Origin of the sequence: Stenotrophomonas sp. PvP093 (assembly GCF_017876915.1) — a bacterium.
Taxonomy (GTDB): Bacteria; Pseudomonadota; Gammaproteobacteria; order Xanthomonadales; family Xanthomonadaceae; genus Stenotrophomonas; species Stenotrophomonas muris.
Map to the genome: position 1 here is coordinate 4,241,174 of NZ_JAGIOX010000004.1, position 20,309 is coordinate 4,261,482.

The 20,309-nt window shown below is 68.0% G+C and carries 22 protein-coding genes; 10 read left to right on the forward strand and 12 right to left on the reverse strand.

Features of this window, described 5'->3' with window-relative positions:
• Positions 1-196: 196 nt before the first annotated feature.
• On the reverse strand, positions 197-1,570 hold the full coding sequence (gene cycA, locus J3A72_RS22420; protein WP_032962245.1) for a D-serine/D-alanine/glycine transporter: 1,374 nt from the start codon (positions 1,568-1,570) through the stop codon (positions 197-199).
• 230 nt (positions 1,571-1,800) lie between these two features.
• On the opposite strand from cycA, the gene J3A72_RS22425 reads away from it, so the two are divergent.
• A complete protein-coding gene (locus J3A72_RS22425; protein ID WP_075076829.1) occupies positions 1,801-3,417 on the forward strand; it encodes an EAL domain-containing protein in 1,617 nt (538 codons plus the stop codon).
• A 217-nt stretch (positions 3,418-3,634) separates the two neighbouring features.
• Here the strand turns inward: J3A72_RS22425 and J3A72_RS22430 are convergent, their stop codons facing one another.
• On the reverse strand, positions 3,635-4,819 hold the full coding sequence (locus J3A72_RS22430; protein ID WP_075076830.1) for an MFS transporter: 1,185 nt from the start codon (positions 4,817-4,819) through the stop codon (positions 3,635-3,637).
• The gene (locus J3A72_RS22435) at positions 4,816-5,994 is read right to left on the reverse strand and encodes a serine hydrolase domain-containing protein (RefSeq protein WP_075076831.1); all 1,179 of its coding nucleotides are present in this window, start codon (positions 5,992-5,994) and stop codon (positions 4,816-4,818) included. Before J3A72_RS22435 ends, J3A72_RS22430 begins: the two co-directional genes overlap by 4 nt.
• Before the next feature lie 231 nt (positions 5,995-6,225).
• Here J3A72_RS22435 and J3A72_RS22440 point away from each other — a divergent pair, with 231 nt between their 5' ends.
• Together J3A72_RS22440 and J3A72_RS22445 are read left to right on the forward strand one after the other, a co-directional pair.
• Positions 6,226-7,125 carry a LysR family transcriptional regulator gene (locus tag J3A72_RS22440; RefSeq protein WP_209572147.1) on the forward strand — a complete coding sequence of 300 codons (900 nt, stop codon included), beginning with the start codon at positions 6,226-6,228 and terminating at the stop codon, positions 7,123-7,125.
• A gap of 211 nt (positions 7,126-7,336) precedes the next feature.
• The gene (locus J3A72_RS22445; RefSeq protein WP_075076833.1) at positions 7,337-8,944 is read left to right on the forward strand and encodes an ATP-binding cassette domain-containing protein; all 1,608 of its coding nucleotides are present in this window, start codon (positions 7,337-7,339) and stop codon (positions 8,942-8,944) included.
• 186 nt (positions 8,945-9,130) lie between these two features.
• Here the strand turns inward: J3A72_RS22445 and J3A72_RS22450 are convergent, their stop codons facing one another.
• Positions 9,131-10,456: a GTP-binding protein gene (locus J3A72_RS22450; RefSeq protein ID WP_014645761.1), complete on the reverse strand. Its 1,326-nt coding sequence runs from the start codon at positions 10,454-10,456 to the stop codon at positions 9,131-9,133.
• Positions 10,457-10,525: 69 nt separating this feature from the next.
• On the opposite strand from J3A72_RS22450, the gene J3A72_RS22455 reads away from it, so the two are divergent.
• Positions 10,526-10,897, forward strand: a complete 372-nt coding sequence (locus J3A72_RS22455) for a MerC domain-containing protein (protein WP_014645760.1) — start codon at positions 10,526-10,528, stop codon at positions 10,895-10,897.
• 76 nt (positions 10,898-10,973) lie between these two features.
• Here the strand turns inward: J3A72_RS22455 and J3A72_RS22460 are convergent, their stop codons facing one another.
• The gene (locus tag J3A72_RS22460) at positions 10,974-11,258 is read right to left on the reverse strand and encodes a metal-sensing transcriptional repressor (RefSeq protein ID WP_041863029.1); all 285 of its coding nucleotides are present in this window, start codon (positions 11,256-11,258) and stop codon (positions 10,974-10,976) included.
• A gap of 48 nt (positions 11,259-11,306) precedes the next feature.
• On the opposite strand from J3A72_RS22460, the gene dmeF reads away from it, so the two are divergent.
• Positions 11,307-12,269, forward strand: coding sequence for a CDF family Co(II)/Ni(II) efflux transporter DmeF (gene dmeF / locus J3A72_RS22465; protein ID WP_046428557.1), 963 nt, complete (start codon positions 11,307-11,309; stop codon positions 12,267-12,269).
• An 88-nt stretch (positions 12,270-12,357) separates the two neighbouring features.
• Here dmeF and J3A72_RS22470 read toward each other — a convergent pair whose 3' ends face one another.
• On the reverse strand, positions 12,358-12,642 hold the full coding sequence (locus J3A72_RS22470) for a hypothetical protein (protein ID WP_032961769.1): 285 nt from the start codon (positions 12,640-12,642) through the stop codon (positions 12,358-12,360).
• A gap of 90 nt (positions 12,643-12,732) precedes the next feature.
• On the opposite strand from J3A72_RS22470, the gene J3A72_RS22475 reads away from it, so the two are divergent.
• Together J3A72_RS22475 and J3A72_RS22480 are read left to right on the forward strand one after the other, a co-directional pair.
• The gene (locus J3A72_RS22475; protein ID WP_075076834.1) at positions 12,733-13,149 is read left to right on the forward strand and encodes a hypothetical protein; all 417 of its coding nucleotides are present in this window, start codon (positions 12,733-12,735) and stop codon (positions 13,147-13,149) included.
• A 143-nt stretch (positions 13,150-13,292) separates the two neighbouring features.
• On the forward strand, positions 13,293-14,135 hold the full coding sequence (locus J3A72_RS22480; protein WP_075076835.1) for an SAM-dependent methyltransferase: 843 nt from the start codon (positions 13,293-13,295) through the stop codon (positions 14,133-14,135).
• Positions 14,136-14,138: 3 nt separating this feature from the next.
• On the opposite strand, the gene J3A72_RS22485 is transcribed toward J3A72_RS22480, so the two are convergent.
• Entirely contained in the window at positions 14,139-15,107 is a 969-nt protein-coding gene (locus tag J3A72_RS22485; protein WP_075076836.1) for a polysaccharide deacetylase family protein, read from the reverse strand.
• A 64-nt stretch (positions 15,108-15,171) separates the two neighbouring features.
• Positions 15,172-15,816, reverse strand: coding sequence for a hypothetical protein (locus J3A72_RS22490; RefSeq protein WP_014645753.1), 645 nt, complete (start codon positions 15,814-15,816; stop codon positions 15,172-15,174).
• 138 nt (positions 15,817-15,954) lie between these two features.
• Here J3A72_RS22490 and J3A72_RS22495 point away from each other — a divergent pair, with 138 nt between their 5' ends.
• The gene (locus J3A72_RS22495) at positions 15,955-16,635 is read left to right on the forward strand and encodes a hypothetical protein (protein WP_069118052.1); all 681 of its coding nucleotides are present in this window, start codon (positions 15,955-15,957) and stop codon (positions 16,633-16,635) included.
• 110 nt (positions 16,636-16,745) lie between these two features.
• On the opposite strand, the gene J3A72_RS22500 is transcribed toward J3A72_RS22495, so the two are convergent.
• Both J3A72_RS22500 and J3A72_RS22505 read right to left on the reverse strand, forming a co-directional pair.
• Positions 16,746-16,919, reverse strand: coding sequence for a hypothetical protein (locus J3A72_RS22500; RefSeq protein ID WP_005415066.1), 174 nt, complete (start codon positions 16,917-16,919; stop codon positions 16,746-16,748).
• A gap of 9 nt (positions 16,920-16,928) precedes the next feature.
• A complete protein-coding gene (locus J3A72_RS22505) occupies positions 16,929-17,741 on the reverse strand; it encodes an alpha/beta hydrolase (RefSeq protein ID WP_075076837.1) in 813 nt (270 codons plus the stop codon).
• 221 nt (positions 17,742-17,962) lie between these two features.
• Here J3A72_RS22505 and J3A72_RS22510 point away from each other — a divergent pair, with 221 nt between their 5' ends.
• Both J3A72_RS22510 and J3A72_RS22515 read left to right on the forward strand, forming a co-directional pair.
• Positions 17,963-18,442 (forward strand): nuclear transport factor 2 family protein, encoded by a 480-nt coding sequence (locus J3A72_RS22510; protein WP_075076838.1) that lies wholly within the window; start codon positions 17,963-17,965, stop codon positions 18,440-18,442.
• Positions 18,443-18,517: 75 nt separating this feature from the next.
• Positions 18,518-18,934 (forward strand): XVIPCD domain-containing protein, encoded by a 417-nt coding sequence (locus J3A72_RS22515; RefSeq protein WP_075076877.1) that lies wholly within the window; start codon positions 18,518-18,520, stop codon positions 18,932-18,934.
• A 41-nt stretch (positions 18,935-18,975) separates the two neighbouring features.
• Here the strand turns inward: J3A72_RS22515 and J3A72_RS22520 are convergent, their stop codons facing one another.
• Complete coding sequence (locus tag J3A72_RS22520) at positions 18,976-19,551, reverse strand: hypothetical protein (RefSeq protein WP_053494895.1); 576 nt, start codon at positions 19,549-19,551, stop codon at positions 18,976-18,978.
• Between the two features lie 77 nt (positions 19,552-19,628).
• Positions 19,629-20,201, reverse strand: a complete 573-nt coding sequence (locus J3A72_RS22525) for a hypothetical protein (RefSeq protein ID WP_075076839.1) — start codon at positions 20,199-20,201, stop codon at positions 19,629-19,631.
• Positions 20,202-20,309 lie beyond the last annotated feature (108 nt).

A 20,309-nucleotide genomic window follows, 5' to 3' on the forward strand; every position in this document is an offset into this window, starting at 1 on the left:
GGATGATCCGGCCGTGCCCGCTAATGTTGGGTGAATGGGGGCCGGCAGGGCGGCGTCCTGCACCCGTGGTAGTGCCGGCCGCTGGCCGGCAACCTCAACAGCAACAGCCGTTTTCCCGCGAGGAGGCGGGGTGGGTCCCGCGACCTGCCGGGGTCACATCCCGTTGCTGAGCAACGGGATCTGACCCCACTTCGGATCACTTCGCGGTCCTCCGACGCACCCAATAGCCCACGCCCAGCAGCACGAACCACGCCGGGCTGGCGATCAGCGCCTGGCGGGTGTCGCCCTGCAGGCTCAGCAGCACCAGCACGGCGGCGAAGAACACCAGGCAGGCCCAGCACATCGCGACGCCGCCGGGCATCTTGAAGATCGATGCAGCATGGCGCTCCGGATAGCGACGGCGATAGGCCATGTAGGCCACCAGGATCAGCGACCAGACGAAGATGAACAGCACCGTCGCCAGTGTCGTCACCAGGGTGAAGGCGGTCACCAGGTTGGGAATCAGGTAGATCAGCAGCGTGCCGCCCAGCAGGCACAGGCACGAGAACAGCAGGCCACGGGCCGGCACTGCGGCGCGCGACAGTTTCGACAGCCCGCGCGGGGCGTGGCCCTCTTCGGCCAGGCCGTACAGCATGCGGCTGGTGGAGAAGATGCCGCTGTTGGCCGAGGACGTGGCCGAAGTCAGCACCACGAAGTTGATCAGGCTGGCGGCGGCGGGAATGCCGGCCAGCACGAATAGCTGCACGAACGGGCTCTTGTCCGGCACCACCTGGCGCCACGGGGTGACCGCCATGATCGCGATCAGCGCCAGCACGTAGAAGATGATGATGCGCACCGGGATCGAGTTGATCGCCTTGGGCAGGTTGCGCTCGGGGTCGGCGGTTTCGGCGGCGGTGGTGCCGACCAGCTCGATGCCGACGAAGGCGAACACCGCAATCTGGAAGCCGGCGAAGAAGCCGACCAGCCCCATCGGGAACATGCCACCGTCATTCCACAGGTTCGACAGCGACGCGGTGTGGCCGCTGGGTGAGGTGAAGCCCCACGCCACCAGCCCGGCGCCAGTGATGATCAGCGCGCAGATCGCCACGATCTTGATCAGCGCGAACCAGAATTCCATTTCGCCGAACAGCTTCACCGTCACCAGGTTCAATGCCAGCAGCAGCATCACGCAGGCCAGCGCCGGTTTCCAGGCTTCAAGCCCGGGGAACCAGAACTGCGCGTAGGCGGCAATGGCGATCACATCGGCGATGGCGGTGACGATCCAGCAGAACCAGTAGGTCCATCCACAGAAGAACCCGGCCCACGGGCCGAGCAGGTCGGTGGAGAAATCGATGAAGGATTTGTACTGCAGGTTGGACAGCAGCAGTTCGCCCATCGCGCGCATCACGAAGAACAGCATCGCGCCGATGATCAGGTAGACGAAGACGATGGAGGGGCCGGCCAGGCTGATGGTCTTGCCCGATCCCATGAACAGGCCGGTGCCGATGGCACCGCCGATGGCGATCAGTTGCAGGTGGCGGTTGGACAGGCTGCGGCGCAGGTGCTCGGGGGGCGTTGCGGGCTCGGTCATGGGCGCGGGCAAAAGGGGCGGGCGAAGCATTCGACGGTAGTCCTCCGCGGCGCCGAGCGCCAGCGCCAGACGGACCTATTGCGTCAAAGCGGGCCGCTTTCACCACAATGTGACCGAATACCGTATTGATCCCATTCCGCCCGGCCCGGCGCCATGCTCAGATAGCCGCACCTGCCCAAGGACCGGCCCACCATGCGCCCTGCCCCGCCCGCCCCGCTGGAGCCCCGGCCATGAGCCGGCTGCGCGTCATCATCGGCGGCACCGCCCTGGCCCTGCTGGCCGCTGCGCTGCCGATCGCGGTCATGGCCTACGCCACCTGGGACCGCGCGATCAGCGTCGAACAGCAGCGCCTGCGCGACATCGCCGATCGCACCCTGCGCCGCTCCGACCTGTCCTACCAGGAAGCGCTGGCGGCACTGAAATCGGCCGAGGCCGGCGCCTACGTACCCTGCAGCCCCGAACACATCCGGCGCATGCAGACCCTGGTGATGACCACCCCATCGATCGACCAGATGGGCTACTTCGAAGGTGGCAAGCTGCGCTGCACCTCGTGGGGTCCGTTCCTGTCCGATGTGGATCAACCCACGCCGGACCACGTCACCAGCGATGGCGCAGGCATTGCAGTGGATGTGCGCCCGGAAATCAGCGGCCGCCGCCAGGTGCTGGCGGTCCTGTATGGGTCCTACGACGCACTGGTGGACCCGCGCCGCTTCGTCGATGTCATTGCCGACCCGAACGTGCGGCTGGCGCTGGCCAGCCCCGATGGACGCCTGCTGGCCAAACAGCCCGGCCTGGATCCGGACCTGCTGCAGGCACTGCTGCGCGACCCCGGCGAAGGCCTGGATCACGCCACGCTGTTCGCCACCGCGCGCAACGAGGAATGGCTGGCCATCGCCACCACGCCGCGCACCGCGCTGGCCGCCGCCTTCCGCCAGCAGGCATGGCTGTACGTGCCGGTCGGCCTGCTGCTGGCCGCCGCCGGGGCCGGCCTGGTGATCTGGCTGTCGCGGCGCCGCCTGTCGCTGCGCGGTGAGCTGGCCACCGCCATCCGCCGCCGCGAGCTGTACCTGCATTACCAGCCGATCATCGAACTGGACACCGGCATCTGCGTCGGCGCCGAGGCGCTGGTGCGCTGGCAGCGCCCGGATGGCACCCAGGTGCGGCCGGACCTGTTCATTCCGCTGGCCGAAGAGGCCGGCATGATCGCCGACGTCACCGACCTGGTGATCGAGAACGTGGTGCGCGACATGCGCGAGCTGCTGGTGGCCGACCGCAGCGCGCACATCGCGATCAACCTCGCCGCCGAAGACATCAGCAGCGGCCGCGCCCTGAAGATGATTTCCCGGCACATGGCCGGCAGCGGCATCCTGCCGCAGCAGATCTGGATGGAGGCCACCGAACGTGGCTTCCTCGACCTGGACCGCGCGCGCACCATGCTTGCCGCCGCCCGCCGCGCCGGCCACAGCGTGGCGATCGACGATTTCGGCGTCGGCTTCTCCAGCCTGCAGTACCTGCAGCAGCTGCCACTGGATGCGCTGAAGATCGACAAGTCGTTCATCGATGCGATCGGCACCGAAAGCGCCACCAGCCCGGTCACGCCGCACATCATCGACATGGCCAAGGAGCTGGGCCTGTGGGTGGTGGCCGAGGGCGTGGAAACCGAAGCGCAGCTGGCCTACCTGCACAGCCGGCATGTGGAATTCGGCCAGGGCTGGCTGTTCTCGCGGCCGCTGCCGCGTGATGAGTTCGTCGCCTTCCACCACAAGCGGCAGCAGCAGTACGGCGCTGCACGCGAGCACATGCAGAACCCGCGCAGCGTGCCGATCGAGCGTGAAGGGATCGAGTAGGACGGCCAACGGCAGAGCCCCTGGTGGTGGGTCGCGTACAGCTATCCCGGCGTTGGCCGGGACGGTCTCTGACAGGTTCTGGCGGCGGTCCCACCACGGAATCAACAGAAGAAGCAAACGCGGGTCGCTGCGCTCGGTAGATCCACGCCATGCGAGGATGGCGCGGCCCACGGTAGTGCCGGCCGCTGGCCGGCACCGCATCATCGTTGAGCGCCGCCTACGCCCACGCCTTCGGCCGTGCCAGCAACCACGCGACGGTCACCGCCAGCAACAGCAGCGGCAACCATCCCAGCTGGCTCGGGCCGCTGGCCTGCAGCAGCACGCCGCCCGCCACGCCGCCGGCCGCAATGGCCAGGTTCCAGCCGGTCACCAGCATCGACTGCGCCAGGTCCGCGGCGGCCCCGGCGCGTCGTGCCAAGGCGGTCTGGAACAGGGTCGGCACCGCGCCGAACGCCACGCCCCACAGGATCGTCGCCAGCAGCAGCGCGCTGGCCACGCCGGGCCATGCCAGCAAGGCCAGCACCGGTACGATGAAGCCGATCACCGCCGCCCACACCAGCGCACGCAGGTGGCGATCCACGCCCCAACCAGCAATCCCGATGCCGGCAATCGCCGCCACGCCGAAGGCGAGCAGCAGCCGGTCCAGCCACGGGCCGGCACCCGCCTCCACCGCCAACGGTTCGATGTAGGTGTAGAGCACGTTGTGCGCCAGCACGTACAGCACCATCACCAGCAGCGCGCTGCGCACGCCCGGCATGCGCCAGACCTTGGCCAGCGACGCACGTTGACCGGCACCGGCCGCTGGCAGCGCCGGCAGTGCCCAGCGCGCGTACGCCAGCAGGCCCACGCCCAGCACGCTCATCAACGCGAACGCCCAGCGCCAGCCGACCTGCTGGCCCAGCAACGTACCGGCCGGCACGCCCAGTGACAGCGCCAACGGCGATCCCACCATCGCCACCGCGATCGCGCGCCCCTGCAGCGACGGCACCACCATGCGTGCGGCATAGCCAGCCACCAGTGACCACAGCAGGCCACCGCTCACGCCGGCCAGGAAACGCGCAGCAAGGATCAGCGCATAGCTGCTGCTCAGCGCCGTCAACGTGTTGACCACCACGAAGCCGGCGATGGCCGCCAGCAACAGCGGACGCCGCGGCAGGCGCTGGGTCAACGCTGTCATCGGCAGTGCCGCCATCACCGAGCCCAGCGCATACACGCTCACCAGCTGGCCCACCGCCGCATCACTCACGCCCAGGCTGTCGCCCATCGGTCGCAGCACGCCGGCCGGCAGGGTCTCGGTCAACAGGGTGATGAAGCCGCCGCCGGCCAGCGCCAGCAGGCCCGCCCACGGCAAGCGCGTGGCCTCACCGGCCGGGCTGGCCGCATCGATGGCGTGGCCGCTCATCGCGTGGTCTCCAGGTCGGCATAGACCGCGTCGCGCAGTTCATCGACAAAGGCGCCATCCATGCCTTCGTACAGCGTGTTGGTCAGCGCCACCACGCTCAGCCCACGCGCCGGATCAACAAACCAGCTGTGCCCATAAGCACCGCCCCAGCGCCAGGTGCCTTCGCGCTGCGGCGTGCCGCTGGCAGCGGCCTCGCGCAGCACTGCAAAGCCCAGCCCGAAGCCCCAGCCGGCCGGTTCCGGCGGCCCAAATTCGCCCACCTGCGGGCTGGCCATCTCTGCCGCCAGCGCGGGCGGCAGCAGGCCGGAGCGCTGCACGTCACGCAGCGCCTCCAGCACCGACATCACGTCATCGGCAGTACCCACCAGGCCGGCGCCGGCCGAAGCGAAACGGCGGGCATCGAGGGCACGCGCAAGGCTGTACTCGATGCCCACCGTTCCCTCGAACGGCGCGACCACCTCCCCTTCCTGCAGGCGATGCGGCTGGGGCGTGTCGCTCACATACGGCGTGGCCAGCCGTGCGGCAGCGCGCGTGGCGAACGCGGTATCGCGCAGGCCCAGGGGGGCAGCCAGCAAACACTTGAACAGCACCTGCAGCGTTTCACCGGTCGCCGCTTCGGCCACTGCACCGGCCACGTCCACGCCCAACGAGTACAGCCATTGGCTGCCCGGTTCGAACAGCAGCGGCGCCTGTGCGATACGGCGCACGTTCTCGGCCAGGGACACCGGGTTGGCGTCCATGCCATCGCTGACGCCGGCCCGGGCGTACGGTCCGTGCGAATCGGCTTCCAGGAAACGGTAGCCCAGCCCGCTGCTGTGGCTGAGCAGCTGGCGCAGGCTGATCGGCGGCCTGCGGCCATCGGCCAGCGCCGGCCGGAAGTCCGGCAGCCAGCGCTGCACCGGCGCATCGAGGTCGAGCACGCCCTCGGCCACCAGGCGCAGGATCACCGTGCTCAACAGCGGCTTGCTGACCGATGCCAGCCGGAACAGCTGGTCGCGCTGCATCGGCAGGGCCGACTCGCGATCGGCCTGTCCGGTCGCGCTGGCATGGCGCAGCTCGCCGTACTCGCACACCAGCACCACCGCACCGACCAGGCGCGTCGGGTGGACCTGCTGCAGCAGCCGCTGCACCGAAGGCAGCATCGGTGCAGGTTCGAGGGAAAGAGCGGCATTCATCGCGGTGATCCGTGGGGAGAGGCCCGCCACGTTAGGCAGCACGGCGCGGTGCAAAAAGCCGGTTGCCGCTCCGGGCATCATGGACCGTGGAGTCCGCAATCGGCATGATGGCCGGAACTGCAAGGCCGCAACAGCAGGCGCCCCCCACCCTGCACCACAGTGTTGCGGTGGCGGCGCCGCCCGCCGTGATCACGCCGCCCCTACCCTGCCGCTTTCATTGCCCCTACGCCGATGTCAGTCCTGGACAACCTCGCCAACCTGCAGACCTTCGTGCACGCCGCCGACACGCGCAGCTTCGTCGAGACCGGGCGCCTGCAGGGCATCTCCGCATCGGCCGCCGGCAAGTGCGTTGCCCGGCTGGAGCACGCACTGGGCGTGCGCCTGTTCCACCGCAGCACGCGCAGCATCACGCTCACCGCCGAGGGCCAGCTGTTCCTGACGCGCTGCCGGCGCATCCTCGACGAGCGCGATGCCGCACGCACCGAGCTGGCACAACCGCACGCCACGCCCAGCGGCACGCTGCGCATCAGCCTGCCGCTGGTCGGCGATCTCACCCTGCCGTTGATGGCCGAGTTCATGGCGGCGTATCCGGACATCCGCCTCGACCTGGATTTCAGCGACCGCCTGGTCGATGTCATCGAGGAAGGCTTCGATGCAGTGCTGCGCGTCGGTGAACCCAGCGACTCGCGGATGAACGCACGCCGGCTGGGGGTGTTCCCGCGCCGTGTAATCGCCTCGCCGGGCTACCTGCAGCGCCGCGGGGTTCCGCGCACGCCGGCGGAACTGATGCAGCACACGCTGCTGCACTATCGCTTCCCCAGCGCCGGCAAGCTGGAGCCGTGGCCGATCCACTGGCCCGATGACGAAGCACCGCAGGAACTTCCGGTGCACATGGTGGCCAACACCATCGAAGCACGGGTGGCGCTGGCACTGCATGATGTCGGCCTGGCCTTCGTTCCGGTGCACTCGGTGCGCGATGCGCTGGCCGACGGCCGCCTGGTCACCGTGCTGGAGGATCATGTGCACTCCTGCGGCACCTTCCACCTGCTGTGGCCTTCGGGCCGACACGTGCTGCCGAAGCTGCGGGTGTTCATCGACTTCGTCGGCGCCCGCCTGGGTACCGTGCCGTAGATCCACGCCATGCGTGGATGCTCAAGGTCAGCCGAGCATGGCTCGGCTCTACCGCTGCGCGCAGCCATTCAGCCAGTCCCGCTATACTGGCCCCTCATTCCTCCAAGAGGCTCGCGACCGATGCGCCATTGATGCCGCCGTCTTCCCATCAGACGGCCTGACTCTTCCCGCCCCTGCGCGCAGGGGAGAACCCGGCATCCATGGAGGTCGCATGACCCCGCATTCCCTCACGCTCGATCGCGTGTCGTATCGACTGGCCGACGGCCGCCCGCTGTTTTCCGATCTGACGTTTTCCTTCGATCCGGTCGCCACAGGCCTGGTCGGTGCCAATGGCGCTGGCAAGAGCGTGCTCGCACGCCTGCTCGCCGGCCGGGTGCAGCCAGAGAACGGGCAGGTACGCGGCAGCGGCCGCGTGTTCCTGTTGCCGACGCCCGGCTATCCACCCGCTGGCACGGTCGGTGAACTGGCCGGCGTTGGCGCTGAACTGGCCGCACTGCAACGCATCGAAGCCGGCAGCGTGGACGAGGCCGACTTCGCCTGCGTCGGCGACCGTTGGGACCTGCGCGAGCGCCTGCAGCAGCAATGGCAGGCGCTACGGCTGCCCGACGACCTCGATCCCGCCCAACCCGCCGCGCGCCTCAGCGGTGGCCAGGCCATGCAGGTGGCGCTGTCCGGCGCCTGGGCCAGCGGCGCTGATTGGCTGATCCTGGACGAACCCAGCAACCACCTCGATGCCCGCCATCGCCAGCAGTTGTGCGAACGGTTGCAGCAGTGGCGCGGCGGCCTGCTGGTGATCAGCCATGATCGCGAACTGCTGGCGCACATGCAGCAGATCGTCGAGCTCGACGCGCGCGGGCTGCATCGCTATGGCGGGCCGTGGCAGCACTACGCCGACGCGCGTGCCGCCGAACGCGAAGCGGCCGCGGCACAGCTCGATCACGCCCGCGCCCAGCACCGGCAGCAGCAGCGCAGTGCGCGCGAACAGCACGAACGCCAGCAGCAACGCCAGGCACGTGGCAATCGCGATGCAAAGCAGGCCAACCAGGCGCCGATCCTGCTCGGCCGACAGAAACAACGTGCAGAGGGCAGCCACGGCCGCGCACAGCAGGTACAGGCCGAGCGCCTGCAGGCCAGCGCAGACCAGCTGCGCGCTGCGGCCTCGGCGGTTCACGCCACACCGGAGCTCGCACTGTTTGCCGGCGAGGGGGAACGCGGCAGCGCACGCCTGCTGCAGGGCGAGTCGCTGGTGCTGCCGCATGGCTGCCGCGCGCCGTTGCAGCTGGACATCCGCCGCTGCCAGCGCATCGCCGTGGTTGGTGACAACGGCAGTGGCAAGTCCACGCTGTTGCGCGTGTTGGCCGGCCAGTTGCCTGCACGCAGTGGCAACGTACAACGGCATGCACCACTGGCGCTGCTCGACCAGCAGTTGCTGGGGCTCTCCGGCGAGCGCAGCATTCTCGACACCGTGCAGGCTGCCAACCCGGCGGCCGATACCGGTGAACTGCGCACACGGCTGGCCCTGCTCGGGCTGGACGCGCAGCGCATCCAGCGTGCAGCCCATCACCTCAGCGATGGCGAACGGGTGAAAGGCGCGCTGGCCAGCGTGCTGTATGCCGCCCCCCCACCGCAGCTGTTGCTGCTGGACGAGCCCGGCAACGCACTGGACCTGAGCGCGTTGCAGGCACTTGAAGAACTGCTGGTGGCATGGCCGGGAGCGCTGGTGATGGTCAGCCACGACCGGCACCTGCTGCAGGCGTTGCAGCCGACGCAGGTGTTGCAGGTGAGCGCCGAGGGTTGGCAGTGGCGTGACGCCTTGTAGATCCACGCCATGCCTGGATCTACTGCAGCAGCCGAGCATGGGCTCGGCTCTACAGGATTGGCCGCGACGGATCACATTGTAGAGTCGAGCCATGCTCGACTCCGCCATGCATCCATCCACGCATGGCATATCGACCAGGGGTAGTGCCGGCCGCTGGCCGGCAACCCATCGATCCTCAGTGCACCGTCACCGCTTCCACACCGGGAACGCCTGCGGCAACTGATGCCACAGCAGCGGGCCCGCACGCAGCTCCTGGTCGTTGAGCAGGCAGGCATCCAGTTCCGCACGTACCGCACGCTCATCCATGTGCACGCCGATCACCACCAGCTCCTGGCGGCGATCCCCCCACAACGGGTGCCACAGGCGTTGCATCGCCGAGTGCGCGGCCGCATCCGGAAAGTCTTCCGGCCCCGGCAACGGTGCGCTCCAGCAATCGGCCTGCTGCCGCGCCCAGCCCAGGTCGCTGTACGGCAGCGGCGTGGGCGGCAGCAACGGCGGCGTGTCCTCCAGCCCGGCACGCACGCGATCGCGAGCGGCGTACCAGAACCCCGCCGCCTGCGTCCGCGTCGCGGCACCTACGGTGTTCAGCTCGCCCACCCAGTCCATGCGGTTGGCCAGCCAGAACCAGCCCTTGCTGCGGATCACGCCCGGCATGCCCGACTGCAACGCGCGGGCGAAACGCGCGGGATGGAACGGTCGCCGCGAGCGGTAGACGAAACTGGCGATGCCGTACTCCTCGGTTTCCGGCGTGTGCTCGCCACGCAGCTCCTTTACCCAGCCCGGCGCACGTTGCGCACGCTCGAAGTCGAAGCGACCGGTGTCCAGCAGCTCGGCCAGCGGCACGTCACCGAAGCTGGACAGCAGCAGTTTCGCGTCGCGGTTCAGGCCACGCAGCACGGCCAGCGTGTCCTGCAGCACTTCGTCATCGGTCTGATCGACCTTGCTGACCACGATCACGTCGGCGAACTCGACCTGTTCGCACAGCAGGTCGACCACGCCGCGATCGTCATCCGGCCCAGCCTGCTGGCCACGCTCGGCCAGGCGCAGCGTCGAGCCGAAGTCGGCGAGGAACGCGCTGCCATCCACCACCGTCACCATCGTGTCCAGGCGCGCGATGTCACTCAGGCTGAAGCCCTGCTCGTCGCGTACCGCGAAGGTGGCCGCCACCGGCATCGGCTCACCGATGCCCGTCGACTCGATCAGCAGATAGTCATAGCGCCCCGCATCGGCCAGGCGCCGCACTTCCTGCAGCAGGTCATCGCGCAGCGTGCAGCAGATGCAGCCATTGCTGAACTCCACCAGCGTCTCTTCGGTGCGGCGCAGTTCGGCGCCGCCCTCGCGTACCAGCTGCGCATCGATGTTGACCTCGCTCATGTCGTTGACGATGACCGCCACACGCAGGCCCTCGCGGTTGCGCAGGATCTGGTTGAGCAGGGTGGTCTTGCCGGCCCCGAGGAAGCCGGACAGCACGGTGACCGGAAGGCGACGGTCGGCGCGGGAAACAGTGTTCATGTCGGAGCGGGTTGGCTGCGGAACGGAAATGTTACTGTATAACAATTACTGCGCAAGGAACCTCCCCCCATGAAGTCGCCTTCTGCCGCCCTGCTTGATGCCGGCGCGGTCGCCCTGTCCAGCCTGTGCCTGCTGCACTGCCTGGCGCTGCCCCTGCTTGCCGCCGCGCTGCCGCTGTTCGGCACGTGGGCCGAAGCGGAATGGGTGCATCTGCTGTTCGTGGCCATCGCCTTGCCGCTGACCGGCTACGCGCTGTGGCGGGCAGAACGCCGTCACCCGCTGCCCGTGCTGGCCTGGGCCACCGCCGGCGCCGGGCTCGGCCTGCTGCTGGCCGGCGCGTTGGCGCTGCCCTCGCACGACTGGGAAACACCGATGACGGTCACCGGCAGCCTGCTGCTGGCCGCCACGCATATCTGGAACGCGCGACACCGCCACGGGTAGTGCCGGCCGCTGGCCGGCAACCTCATGAACGGGGAAGACAACCTGCAGTCGCCGGCCAGCGGCCGGCACTACCTGGTCATTTGCCGTAGCGGCGCAGCAGCTCGACCAGCACCTGGGCCTCGGCCGCCCGCTGCTGCGGGTCTTCGGCGCCCACCACGTGTTCCTGCAGGTGCTCGTGCAGCAGCTCCATCAGCAGGCTGTGGGCGGCACCGCGCACGGCGGCAACCTGCACCAGCACGTCCGCACAGTCGCCGGCCTCACCCTCCGGCCTGTCCAGCGCCTGCTCCAACGCCGCCACCTGTCCGCCGATGCGGCGCACCCGGGTCAGCAACTGCTTTCGATGCTTGTGTACATGAGCCATGCCGGAATCATATACCCTATGGGGGTATCCACTCCACCGCTGGCCCCCATGCACCTGGACGCCCTTGCCGCCGCCCGTCGCCACGAACACCGCTTCGACGACGGCAACCCGCTGGCCGAACGCAATACCCGCCGCGCCCTGTGGCTCACCGTCAGCATGATGGTCGTGGAGATCGTCGGCGGCTGGTGGTTCAACTCCATGGCCGTGCTCGCCGACGGCTGGCACATGAGTTCGCATGCGCTGGCGCTCGGGCTCTCGGTGTTTGCGTACCGCTGCGCACGCCGCTACGCGCACGACCCGCGCTTCGCCTTCGGCACCTGGAAGATCGAGATCCTGGCCGGCTATACCAGCGCCATCGCCCTGCTCGGCGTGGCCGCGCTGATGGCCGTGCAGTCGCTGGAGCGGCTGTGGGTACCAGCACCGATCCACTACAACGAAGCCATCGCCATCGCGGCGGTCGGGCTGGGCGTGAACCTGCTGTGTGCCTGGTGGCTGCACGACAGCCCGGGCCACGCGCATCATCACCATGGCCATGACCACGGGCATGGCCACGAACACCACGACCACGGCCATGCGCACGGTCACGACCTCAACCTGCGCTCTGCCTACGTGCACGTGCTGGCCGACGCCGCCACCTCGGTGCTGGCCATCGTCGCCCTGCTCGGCGGCAAGCTGCTCGGCCTCACCTGGCTGGACCCGGTGATGGGCCTGGTCGGCGCCGTACTGGTCACGGTGTGGGCGGTCGGCCTGCTGCGCGACAGCGGCCGCATCCTGCTCGACGCGCAGATGGACGCGCCGGTGGTGGCCGAAGTACGCGAGGTGATCGAACAGGGCCCGTGGCCGGCACGCCTGGCCGACCTGCACGTCTGGCAGGTGGGTCGCGGCAAGTACGCGGTCAGCGCCAGCGTGGTCACCAGTGACGCCACGCTGGATGCCGATACCGTGCGCAACGCGCTGGCGATCCACGAAGAACTGGTGCATGTAACGGTGGAGATCCACCGCAGCGAGTGATGCACGCCAGGTAGTGCCGGCCGCTGGCCGGCAACCCCATGAACACCGCACGCCACCTGCAGTTGCCGGCCAGCGGCCGGCACTACCGCTAGAGCTTCAGCATCATCCGCAGCAGGTACATCAGCAGCGGCAGCGCGCTCAGCACCGCACCGCTGATGCCGATCCATGGCCAGCGCTCGCCACGCACGCGCGCGGCCACTGCCAGGCCGCCGCCCACCAAGGCCGCGCCCAGCACGCCCACGCCCAGCCCAGCGGCCATGCCATTGCCACCGGCAGCGACTGCCGCCTGCGCCGCCACGGTTCCTGCCCCCCACCCCACAGCAATCCCCAGCCAACTGGCCACGCCGCACCACGGTGCCTTGCCCTGCGCCATCCGAAAACCCCTGTGTCCTTGCCGAATTTCTGTACGGGCCACGCCCGCGTGCTGCCTACACTAGCCGCACCTGCCCTGTAGGGACATCCCATGCGCACGCTCCGCCTGCTGCTGCCCGGTGCCCTCCTGCTGCTCACTGCCTGCGGCGACGATGCGCGGCTTCCCTTCTCCGCCGACCCATTGCAGGGCTGCTTCGCCACCGGCGCGCGCAAGCCCGCCGACTTCCGCATCGACAAGGAAGGCGGCCAGTACTTCGTTTCCTTCAGCCGTGGCGAGCAGTGGCAGCGCGAACCGAACGCCCTGCACAAGGCCACGTCCAGCGAGATCAGCCGCTACTTCCGCGACGACGCCGACCAGATCGACAATGCCCTGATCCGCATGTCCGGCGGCTTCGGCATCTTCCACTTCAACAAGGGCGCGACGCTGAAGGGCAAGGCCAGCGACAGCGACTACATGGCGCTGATGCTGATCGGGGCTGGGCCGGTGTATGCGGTGAAGTGCGATTGAACTGTAGAGCCGGGCCCACGCTCGGCTACGTTTGCAGTAGATCCACGCCATGCGTGGATGCAGGCATGGTGGAGCCTAGGGCGGGCTCGGCTCTACAACAGCTGCGGTACCATGCCCTCCCCCGAACCGCCCCGGTACCCGCCGTGCCCCATTACACCGGCCCCCTGCTGACCCGCGACAGCGCCGATACCCTGCGCCGTGCCCGTGACAAGGGCGCCGCCGACTGGCAGGGCTCGCTCGACCTCGGGCGCAGCCAGGACAGCGTGGCGCTCGATGCGGACGGCTTCCACTTCCGGGGCCAGCCCTATCCCTGGCCGGGCAAGCTGAAGGACCGCACCCTGTACTACTGGGATGGCGAGGACTTCGCGCCGATCTCGCGCTACAGCGGCTCGCTGATCAAGCTGGTGCCGACCGAATGGGGCGCACCGACCTTCGAGATCGACGGCATCAAGATGCTGCCGACCTCGAAGCTGTCGCCGTTCGAGGATGCACGCCGCAAGGTGGAGCTGGTCGCCCCGGCCGGCAAGGTCATCCTCGATACCTGCGGTGGCCTCGGCTACTTCGCTGCCTGTGCGCTGGAAGCCGGTGTCGGCCAGATCCGCTCGTTCGAGAAGAACGCCGATGTGATGTGGCTGCGCACGCTCAACCCGTGGTCGCCGGATCCGGACTCGGCTGCCGCCGGTGGCCGCCTGCAGTTCAGCCACGGTGACGTCTCGCAGCAGATCGAACAGGTGGCCAGCAACAGTGTCGACGCAATCCTGCACGCCCCCCCGCACTTCGGCATCGCCGGCGAGCTGTACTCACAGGTGTTCTACGACCACCTCGCCCGCGTGATCCGCAAGGGCGGCCGCCTGTTCCACTACACCGGTGCGCCGAACAAGCTGACCAGCGGCCGCGACGTGCCGCGTGAAGTGGCCAAGCGCCTGGAAAAGGCTGGTTTCAAGGCCGAACTGGCGCTGGACGGCGTGCTGGCCGTCAAGCGCTGAGCCTTACTCCGAATCGACCTTGGCCAGCTTCATCACCCACGCCGGCACCTCGGGCTCGCCGGCGTAGAAATCCTTCGGCTTGCTCTCCGCCATCGCCCAGCGGTGCAGCCAGCTAGGGCCATAGCGGCCGTTGTAGCCCTCGGCACCCCGCGCATAGGCCGGGTCACTCATCGCCTCGTCCAGCGAAATGAAGCGATAGCCGCGGCGCTTCGTGGCCGCCACCAGTTCGGCGAAGATGGCCGCGTTGAGCTCATTGGCGTGCATCAGCCACACCTGCGGCAGCGCGTACCCCAGCAGCGCCTGCGACTGTTTCTCGTAATAGTCCAGCTTGTTCAGCATGTACGGCACGTAGCCCTTGCGCAGCTGCGCCAGCGTCGCCGCGCGCGCGGGCGAGTCCGCCTGCTCGTTCATCACGTTGGCATAGGCGAACGCCCACACCCACTCACCGTTGTCCACCGTCACCGGTGCCACGCGGTAGCCATGCTGCTTGAAGAACGCATCCATCTGCACCCGCTCATCCGCGGTGCGCCCGGCACGCAGGTAGGGGTGGCGCATCCACTGCGGCGCCTGCCCCTTCTCGGCCAGCAGCGGCCGCAGCACCGTCTCGCCGCGCAGGAAATCCTGCTGGAACGCCGCCAGGCCCTTCGCATTCAGATCCATGTGCGAGTAGGTGTGGTTGCCCAGCACATAGCCCGCATCACGCCAGTCGCGCAGCATCTGCACCCGCGCCGGCTGCACCTGTCCCTCCACCTCAAGCTTGTTCTCGTTGACGAAGCCGACCACCGGCACGCCTGCCTGGTGCAGCTGGGCCATCAACGCCTCATGCCGCGCCTGCAGGTCTGGCGGCACGATCTGGTCCAGCCGTGCCCACGGCAGATCATCGATGGTCACCGCGATACGGCGGTCCACCTCGGCGGCATGCACCGCCAGCGACAACAGCAACAACGGCAACGCACGCAGCAACAAGCGCATCGGGTCTTCCCTGGAGTGGCGAGGCGTCGACTGTAGCGCGATTGCCGCGCGCCGCCGAGCGTGCTCAGCCCGCCCGGGCCCGCGCGATCGCACGCCACAGGGCAACGCCGCCGGCCATCGCGGCCAACAACAGCACCGTCAACACCAGCGCCAGATCATCCGGATTACGCAGCAGTGGCGCGTTCACCCGCGTCAGGATGTGGAACACCACGCGCTGCGCCTGCTCCAGCGGTACATCGCCCTCCGACACCAGCTCCACCAGGCACGCCGTGGGTGACAGCCGCGCCACATTGCTCCACGCATCCTCGTACAGGTGCAGTACCCATCCGGCCAAAGCCAGTGCGCCACCGTGCAGCACCATAAGCGCCACGTTCGCCGTACGCAGCCGATCGCGCAGCCACAGCGCACGGCTTGCGCATACCGCCATGGCCCCCAGCAAGGCCAGCACCAGGCCTACCCATGGAATCCAGCCCAGGGGTTGCCAGTCATCCAGTGCGCCCGCACGCGCCATCACCTGTTCGGCAACCTGCAATCGCGCCTGCGCGTCCGGGCCCCCACAGGCCACCGTCACCGGCTCCAGCAACAGCTCCACGCGGTAATGGAAGAAGCCGGCAGCCAGCACCACAGAAAGCAGCGCGACCCACTGGAGCATCAACAGGATCGGCCCCTGCCCACAGATGCGGCGGATTCGGGAAGTGGCGGCGCTCATCGGTTCATCCATGACAGTAAAGAGCCATCCTAACCAAGCGCTTCGCACGTGTCGGCTGGCGGATGCGACACGCACCACGCAGCGCCGTTACGATGACGAGGTTGATTGAATCCGTGTGTGCCAAGCAGGATGTTCCCGATGGTGATGCTGTATCTGGTGGTACGAACGCTGCTGCCACTGCTGGCGTTCGTGCTCGCATGGTGGCTGCTCTCGCGCCTGATCAATGCGCGCGTCGCCCGGATGCCACGCGTCCCGTTGAACCTGCCGGAGCACAGCAGCAGCCCCCGCAGGAAGGATCGACGCATCTACGCGCGCAAGCTGCGGCGCAAGCCGGGCCTGCGCACGGCAACCCGCGCCGCCACCGCACCCCGCAGCTGGCACGTCGCCGCGGCCATCCTCTCGCTGATGGCGCTGATCGCCACCGTGCTGGTCATCCCCGATGGCGCACGCTTCCAGGTGATGGTGGACAATCTCACCGGTTATGCGGGAACCGTCGTCGAGGCGCAGGTTCCCGTGGCCGCACAGCCCGTCGTGCTGCAGGCATGGCAACCCGCGCTCGCACAGCTGGGGCGGCCCACGGCGATGCGCTACCCGATCGGTCGCACCGGCGGTGAGCATGAAGCCCATGCGGTCGTGCCCGTGCAGGTCCGGCAGCAGGGCGACCGCCTGCAGGTGGCCATCGCGCTGCCGTTGGACACCGAAATGCTGCGTGCGGAACTGGCACGGCTGGCCGGGTTGCCAATCGAGGCCATTGACGTACAGCAACGCGAGGTTGCGCCATGGAGGGAGTCGGGCTGGCAGCCACTGCCCGGCCCTTAGCGCCGAGCCCATGCTCCGCTGCCCTTTGCCCCTTCTCCGGCTGGCACGCGCCCCGCGCGCCATCCGAGCATCGGCTCGGCGCTACACCAGGCCCACAGCCAGCCTTTGAATCACGACCCACGCGGCAGCTTCGCCGCCCACATGTTGTCGACCAGGTTGGGATAGCGCCGCCCGTTCTCCTCGGCACGTTGCCGTGCCGCCGCCTTCTGCGCATCCGATAGCGGTTGCGACGTCTGCCCCTTGGGGTTGGGCTTCTTCCATGGGGGGGTTCTGGTCTGGCGCATGGCCGCAGCTTAGCGTTTCAGGAAGTTCAGCAGGGCCAGATTGAAGCGGTCGGCGTGGCTGGTGTTGCAGCCATGTGGCGCGCCTTCCAGGATCACCACTTCGCTGCCTTTGATGGCCTTGTGGGTACGCTGGCCGGAGCCCTCGAACGGCACGATGGCATCGCTGTCGCCATGCAGGATCAGCGTCGGCACCCTGATCTTCTTCAGGTCATCCCGGAAATCGGTCGTGGCGAACGCCTTCATGCAGCCCAGCGCCGCTGCCTGGTCGGATTGATGGCACAGTGCGATCGCCGACTGGCGCGTCTCTTCGGTCACCATCAACTGGCCATTGGCGCTGAAGAAGTCGCGGGTGAAGCCGTCGAAGAACGCCTCGCGATCCTTCTCCAATCCGCTGCGCATTTCATCGGCCTTGGCCTGGGTCAGCGGCCCCTCCGGGTTGTCGTCACTGCGCAGCAGGAACGGCGGCACTGCCGCAGCGAACACCACACTGTGCAGGCGATCCTGGCCGTGGTTGGCCACGTAGCGCGCTACCTCGCCACCGCCCATCGAGAAACCGACCAGGGTGACATCGCGCAGGTCACGTTCCTCGATCACCCCCGCCAGGTCTGCCGCCAGGGTGTCGTAGTCATAGCCGCCGGCCGGCTTGTCAGAGCGGCCAAAGCCGCGCCGGTCGTAGCTGATGACCCGATACTGGGCATCGCGCAGGATCGCCACCTGGGTCTTCCAGGCATCGGCGGACAACGGCCAGCCGTGGATCAGGATCACCGGGCGGCCGTCGCCACCGGTATCTTCAACATGCAGGCGGATGCGGGAAGCAGGCATGGGCGCTCCTGTGGAAGGGGAGGAGTGCAGGCTAGCGGCCGCGTCCTGTGGCAGCCGTGAGGGAATCACGCCCACTCATGACATCGCCTGCACATGCCGCAACGCGAAGCCGCACCGGCATTTGCGGCCTTCGCACCCCGCCTTCCCGGTTTCGTCGCAGCGCCGTACCGCCGTGGTCACCGGCATGCCAGCCTGCGCAGACCATCCCCGGGAGTCCTGTCATGTTGCTGCTCACCCTGCCCTTGCTGGCCGCCGGCCTCGCCGCCGCACCGTCGCCCGTCGATGACCTGCGCGAACAGATCCGCCAGGCCGATACCCAGCTGTTCGCCGTCGCCTTCGAGGCCTGCGACGCCGACAAGGCCGCCGCGATGACCACCGAAGATATGGAGTTCTTCCATGACAAGGACGGCAAGTCGGCCAGCAACCGCGAGGATTTCCGCCGCAGCGTGGCCAACCTGTGCGACAACGCGCGCAAGGACGGCTGGCGCCTGCGGCGCGAGCTGGTGGACTCCTCGCTGCAGGTATTCCCGCTGCACGACGAGCGGGCGCTGGAAATCGGCGACCACCGCTTCCACGAGCGCGGCAAGGACGGCGTAGAGCACTGGGTCGGCCAGGCCCGTTTCATCCAGGTCTGGCGCCGCGTGGACGGGCACTGGCTGGCCGAACGGGTGATCAGCTATGACCACCGGCCGGCGGACTGACCTTTCCGGCGCCCTTCACCGGCCGGATCTATACTGGCGGGGTTGACCCCGACCCACCGCTACCGTTCGATCGCCATGGCAGAACTCACCCCCAACCACCCCGACTATGGCCTCCATCAGCAGGTCCGCCAGGGCGTGTCCGCTCTGGATGCCCAGCATGGCCGTGCGTTCGACCAGACCAGCGAACGCCTGACCGCCAGCCTGACCGTACTCGCCCGCGAGCAGGGCCTGCAGCAGGTCGACCACGTGCTGGTCAGCAACGCCACGGCCCAGCACCCGGCCGGGCACAACGTCTTCGTGGTGCAGGGCGACCCGGCCAATCCGGCGCACCTGCGCGCGATGATGCCGACGGCCGTGGCGGTACAGACGCCGGTGGAGCAGTCGATGCAGAAATTGGGGTTGGCCCCGCAGCAGCCGGCCGTGGGGTTAGTGCCCGAACAGCAGACCCGTGAGCAGGAGCAGCAGCAGAGCCCGGCACACCGTCTGGGCTGAGCCGCCTCCAGCGTTGTTGGCGGAGCGGCGCAAGCCTCTGATCATTTTCCCGACAGAGGGTCCGCGTGGACCCGCAGCTGTGCCGGGTAATGCTGGAGCAAGAGGGTGGGCTGCACCGTGCGCACATCGAGGCGGTAGCGGGCATCGGTTTCCATCGGCAGGGTGACGATGTTCAACCTGTATCGGCTGGCGTCCATCGATACCTGATGCGCGTAGCGCCAGTCTGCCGACTCATGCCATTCGGGTAGCGGCTGACCCAGACTGCGCGCCCTTGCCTGATGGACATCAGACGTTGCAACGTCCTGCCAGGCACCTGCGACCCAGCGCTGCAGGGACAGCTGGAAGGGAACATGAACATTGTCCATGTCAGGCCCACTGTCAGGCCCGGGGCCATGTCGCTGCACCTCAAGATCCAGCACGTAGGGTCGACCCGGATAGAAACTGCGGGGATTCGTCTCGAACTCGAACCGCACCGTCTGGCCTGGCTCGGCAAGGTTGATCGGCTTGACCAGATCCAGCGGCTCCGGTGCATCCGGTATGCGGCTGCTGCAGGCGCCGAGTGCACCCACCAGCGTGAAGATCAGGCCGGCGCGCAGCCAGCGGTGGATACCCAGCATGATGAAGACCCTTTGGCGTCCTGCCATGAAGTACCTATCCTGGCGAGCGACCAGTGGCGCCGCAACCAGGCGATTGATTACTTTCCGGCGGGACGGGCGGCATGGATCCGCAAACGGGCCGAGTAATCCTGCAGTGCCTCAGTCCTCTGCACCGTGCGCACGTCCACGCGGTAGCGGGAGTCAATTTCCACTGGCAGAGCAACCAGGCTCAGCGTGTACTGGCCATCACTGCCCATGTGCGGCGACGTATACCGCCATTCGCTGGATGCATGCCATTCCGGAAGCTGCTCACCGGCATTGAGCACCCCGGCTTGATAGCTGTCGTAGGTGGGAACATCCTTCCAGGCATCAGCACGCCATTGCTGCAGGATCACCTCGAACGGGATCCGCATTGTGCCCACGTCAGGCTCGTCGGGCTTTCGCGTCTCTTGGCGCTGCAACTCCAGCTCCAGCGCATACGTGCGACCCGGGTGGAAGTTGCGGGCATTCGTCTCGAACTCGAACCGCACCGCTTGGCCAGACTGGGTCACGTTGATCGGCTTGACCAGATCCAGCGGCTCCGGTGCATCCGGTATGCGGCTGCAGGCGCCGAGTGCACCCACCAGCGTGAAGACCAGGCCGACGCGCAGCCAGCGGCGGATAGCCAGCATGATTCAGATCCTTTGGCTCCCTGCCATGGGCTTCAACCCTAGCGGGCAGCCTCTTGAACTGCAACCGGGCAAAGAAGAAGGCAGAGCCTGCGCCCTGCCTTCCTCATG

What these genes read in the sequence shown, in the direction of transcription:
- cycA (WP_032962245.1), bottom strand. Translation starts at nt 1,570, where the DNA reads ATGACCGAGCCCGCAACGCCCCCCGAGCACCTGCGCCGCAGCCTGTCC.
- J3A72_RS22425 (WP_075076829.1), top strand. Translation starts at nt 1,801, where the DNA reads ATGAGCCGGCTGCGCGTCATCATCGGCGGCACCGCCCTGGCCCTGCTG.
- J3A72_RS22430 (WP_075076830.1), bottom strand. Translation starts at nt 4,819, where the DNA reads ATGAGCGGCCACGCCATCGATGCGGCCAGCCCGGCCGGTGAGGCCACG.
- J3A72_RS22435 (WP_075076831.1), bottom strand. Translation starts at nt 5,994, where the DNA reads ATGAATGCCGCTCTTTCCCTCGAACCTGCACCGATGCTGCCTTCGGTG.
- J3A72_RS22440 (WP_209572147.1), top strand. Translation starts at nt 6,226, where the DNA reads ATGTCAGTCCTGGACAACCTCGCCAACCTGCAGACCTTCGTGCACGCC.
- J3A72_RS22445 (WP_075076833.1), top strand. Translation starts at nt 7,337, where the DNA reads ATGACCCCGCATTCCCTCACGCTCGATCGCGTGTCGTATCGACTGGCC.
- J3A72_RS22450 (WP_014645761.1), bottom strand. Translation starts at nt 10,456, where the DNA reads ATGAACACTGTTTCCCGCGCCGACCGTCGCCTTCCGGTCACCGTGCTG.
- J3A72_RS22455 (WP_014645760.1), top strand. Translation starts at nt 10,526, where the DNA reads ATGAAGTCGCCTTCTGCCGCCCTGCTTGATGCCGGCGCGGTCGCCCTG.
- J3A72_RS22460 (WP_041863029.1), bottom strand. Translation starts at nt 11,258, where the DNA reads ATGGCTCATGTACACAAGCATCGAAAGCAGTTGCTGACCCGGGTGCGC.
- dmeF (WP_046428557.1), top strand. Translation starts at nt 11,307, where the DNA reads ATGCACCTGGACGCCCTTGCCGCCGCCCGTCGCCACGAACACCGCTTC.
- J3A72_RS22470 (WP_032961769.1), bottom strand. Translation starts at nt 12,642, where the DNA reads ATGGCGCAGGGCAAGGCACCGTGGTGCGGCGTGGCCAGTTGGCTGGGG.
- J3A72_RS22475 (WP_075076834.1), top strand. Translation starts at nt 12,733, where the DNA reads ATGCGCACGCTCCGCCTGCTGCTGCCCGGTGCCCTCCTGCTGCTCACT.
- J3A72_RS22485 (WP_075076836.1), bottom strand. Translation starts at nt 15,107, where the DNA reads ATGCGCTTGTTGCTGCGTGCGTTGCCGTTGTTGCTGTTGTCGCTGGCG.
- J3A72_RS22490 (WP_014645753.1), bottom strand. Translation starts at nt 15,816, where the DNA reads ATGAGCGCCGCCACTTCCCGAATCCGCCGCATCTGTGGGCAGGGGCCG.
- J3A72_RS22495 (WP_069118052.1), top strand. Translation starts at nt 15,955, where the DNA reads ATGGTGATGCTGTATCTGGTGGTACGAACGCTGCTGCCACTGCTGGCG.
- J3A72_RS22500 (WP_005415066.1), bottom strand. Translation starts at nt 16,919, where the DNA reads ATGCGCCAGACCAGAACCCCCCCATGGAAGAAGCCCAACCCCAAGGGG.
- J3A72_RS22505 (WP_075076837.1), bottom strand. Translation starts at nt 17,741, where the DNA reads ATGCCTGCTTCCCGCATCCGCCTGCATGTTGAAGATACCGGTGGCGAC.
- J3A72_RS22510 (WP_075076838.1), top strand. Translation starts at nt 17,963, where the DNA reads ATGTTGCTGCTCACCCTGCCCTTGCTGGCCGCCGGCCTCGCCGCCGCA.
- J3A72_RS22515 (WP_075076877.1), top strand. Translation starts at nt 18,518, where the DNA reads ATGGCAGAACTCACCCCCAACCACCCCGACTATGGCCTCCATCAGCAG.
- J3A72_RS22520 (WP_053494895.1), bottom strand. Translation starts at nt 19,551, where the DNA reads ATGCTGGGTATCCACCGCTGGCTGCGCGCCGGCCTGATCTTCACGCTG.
- J3A72_RS22525 (WP_075076839.1), bottom strand. Translation starts at nt 20,201, where the DNA reads ATGCTGGCTATCCGCCGCTGGCTGCGCGTCGGCCTGGTCTTCACGCTG.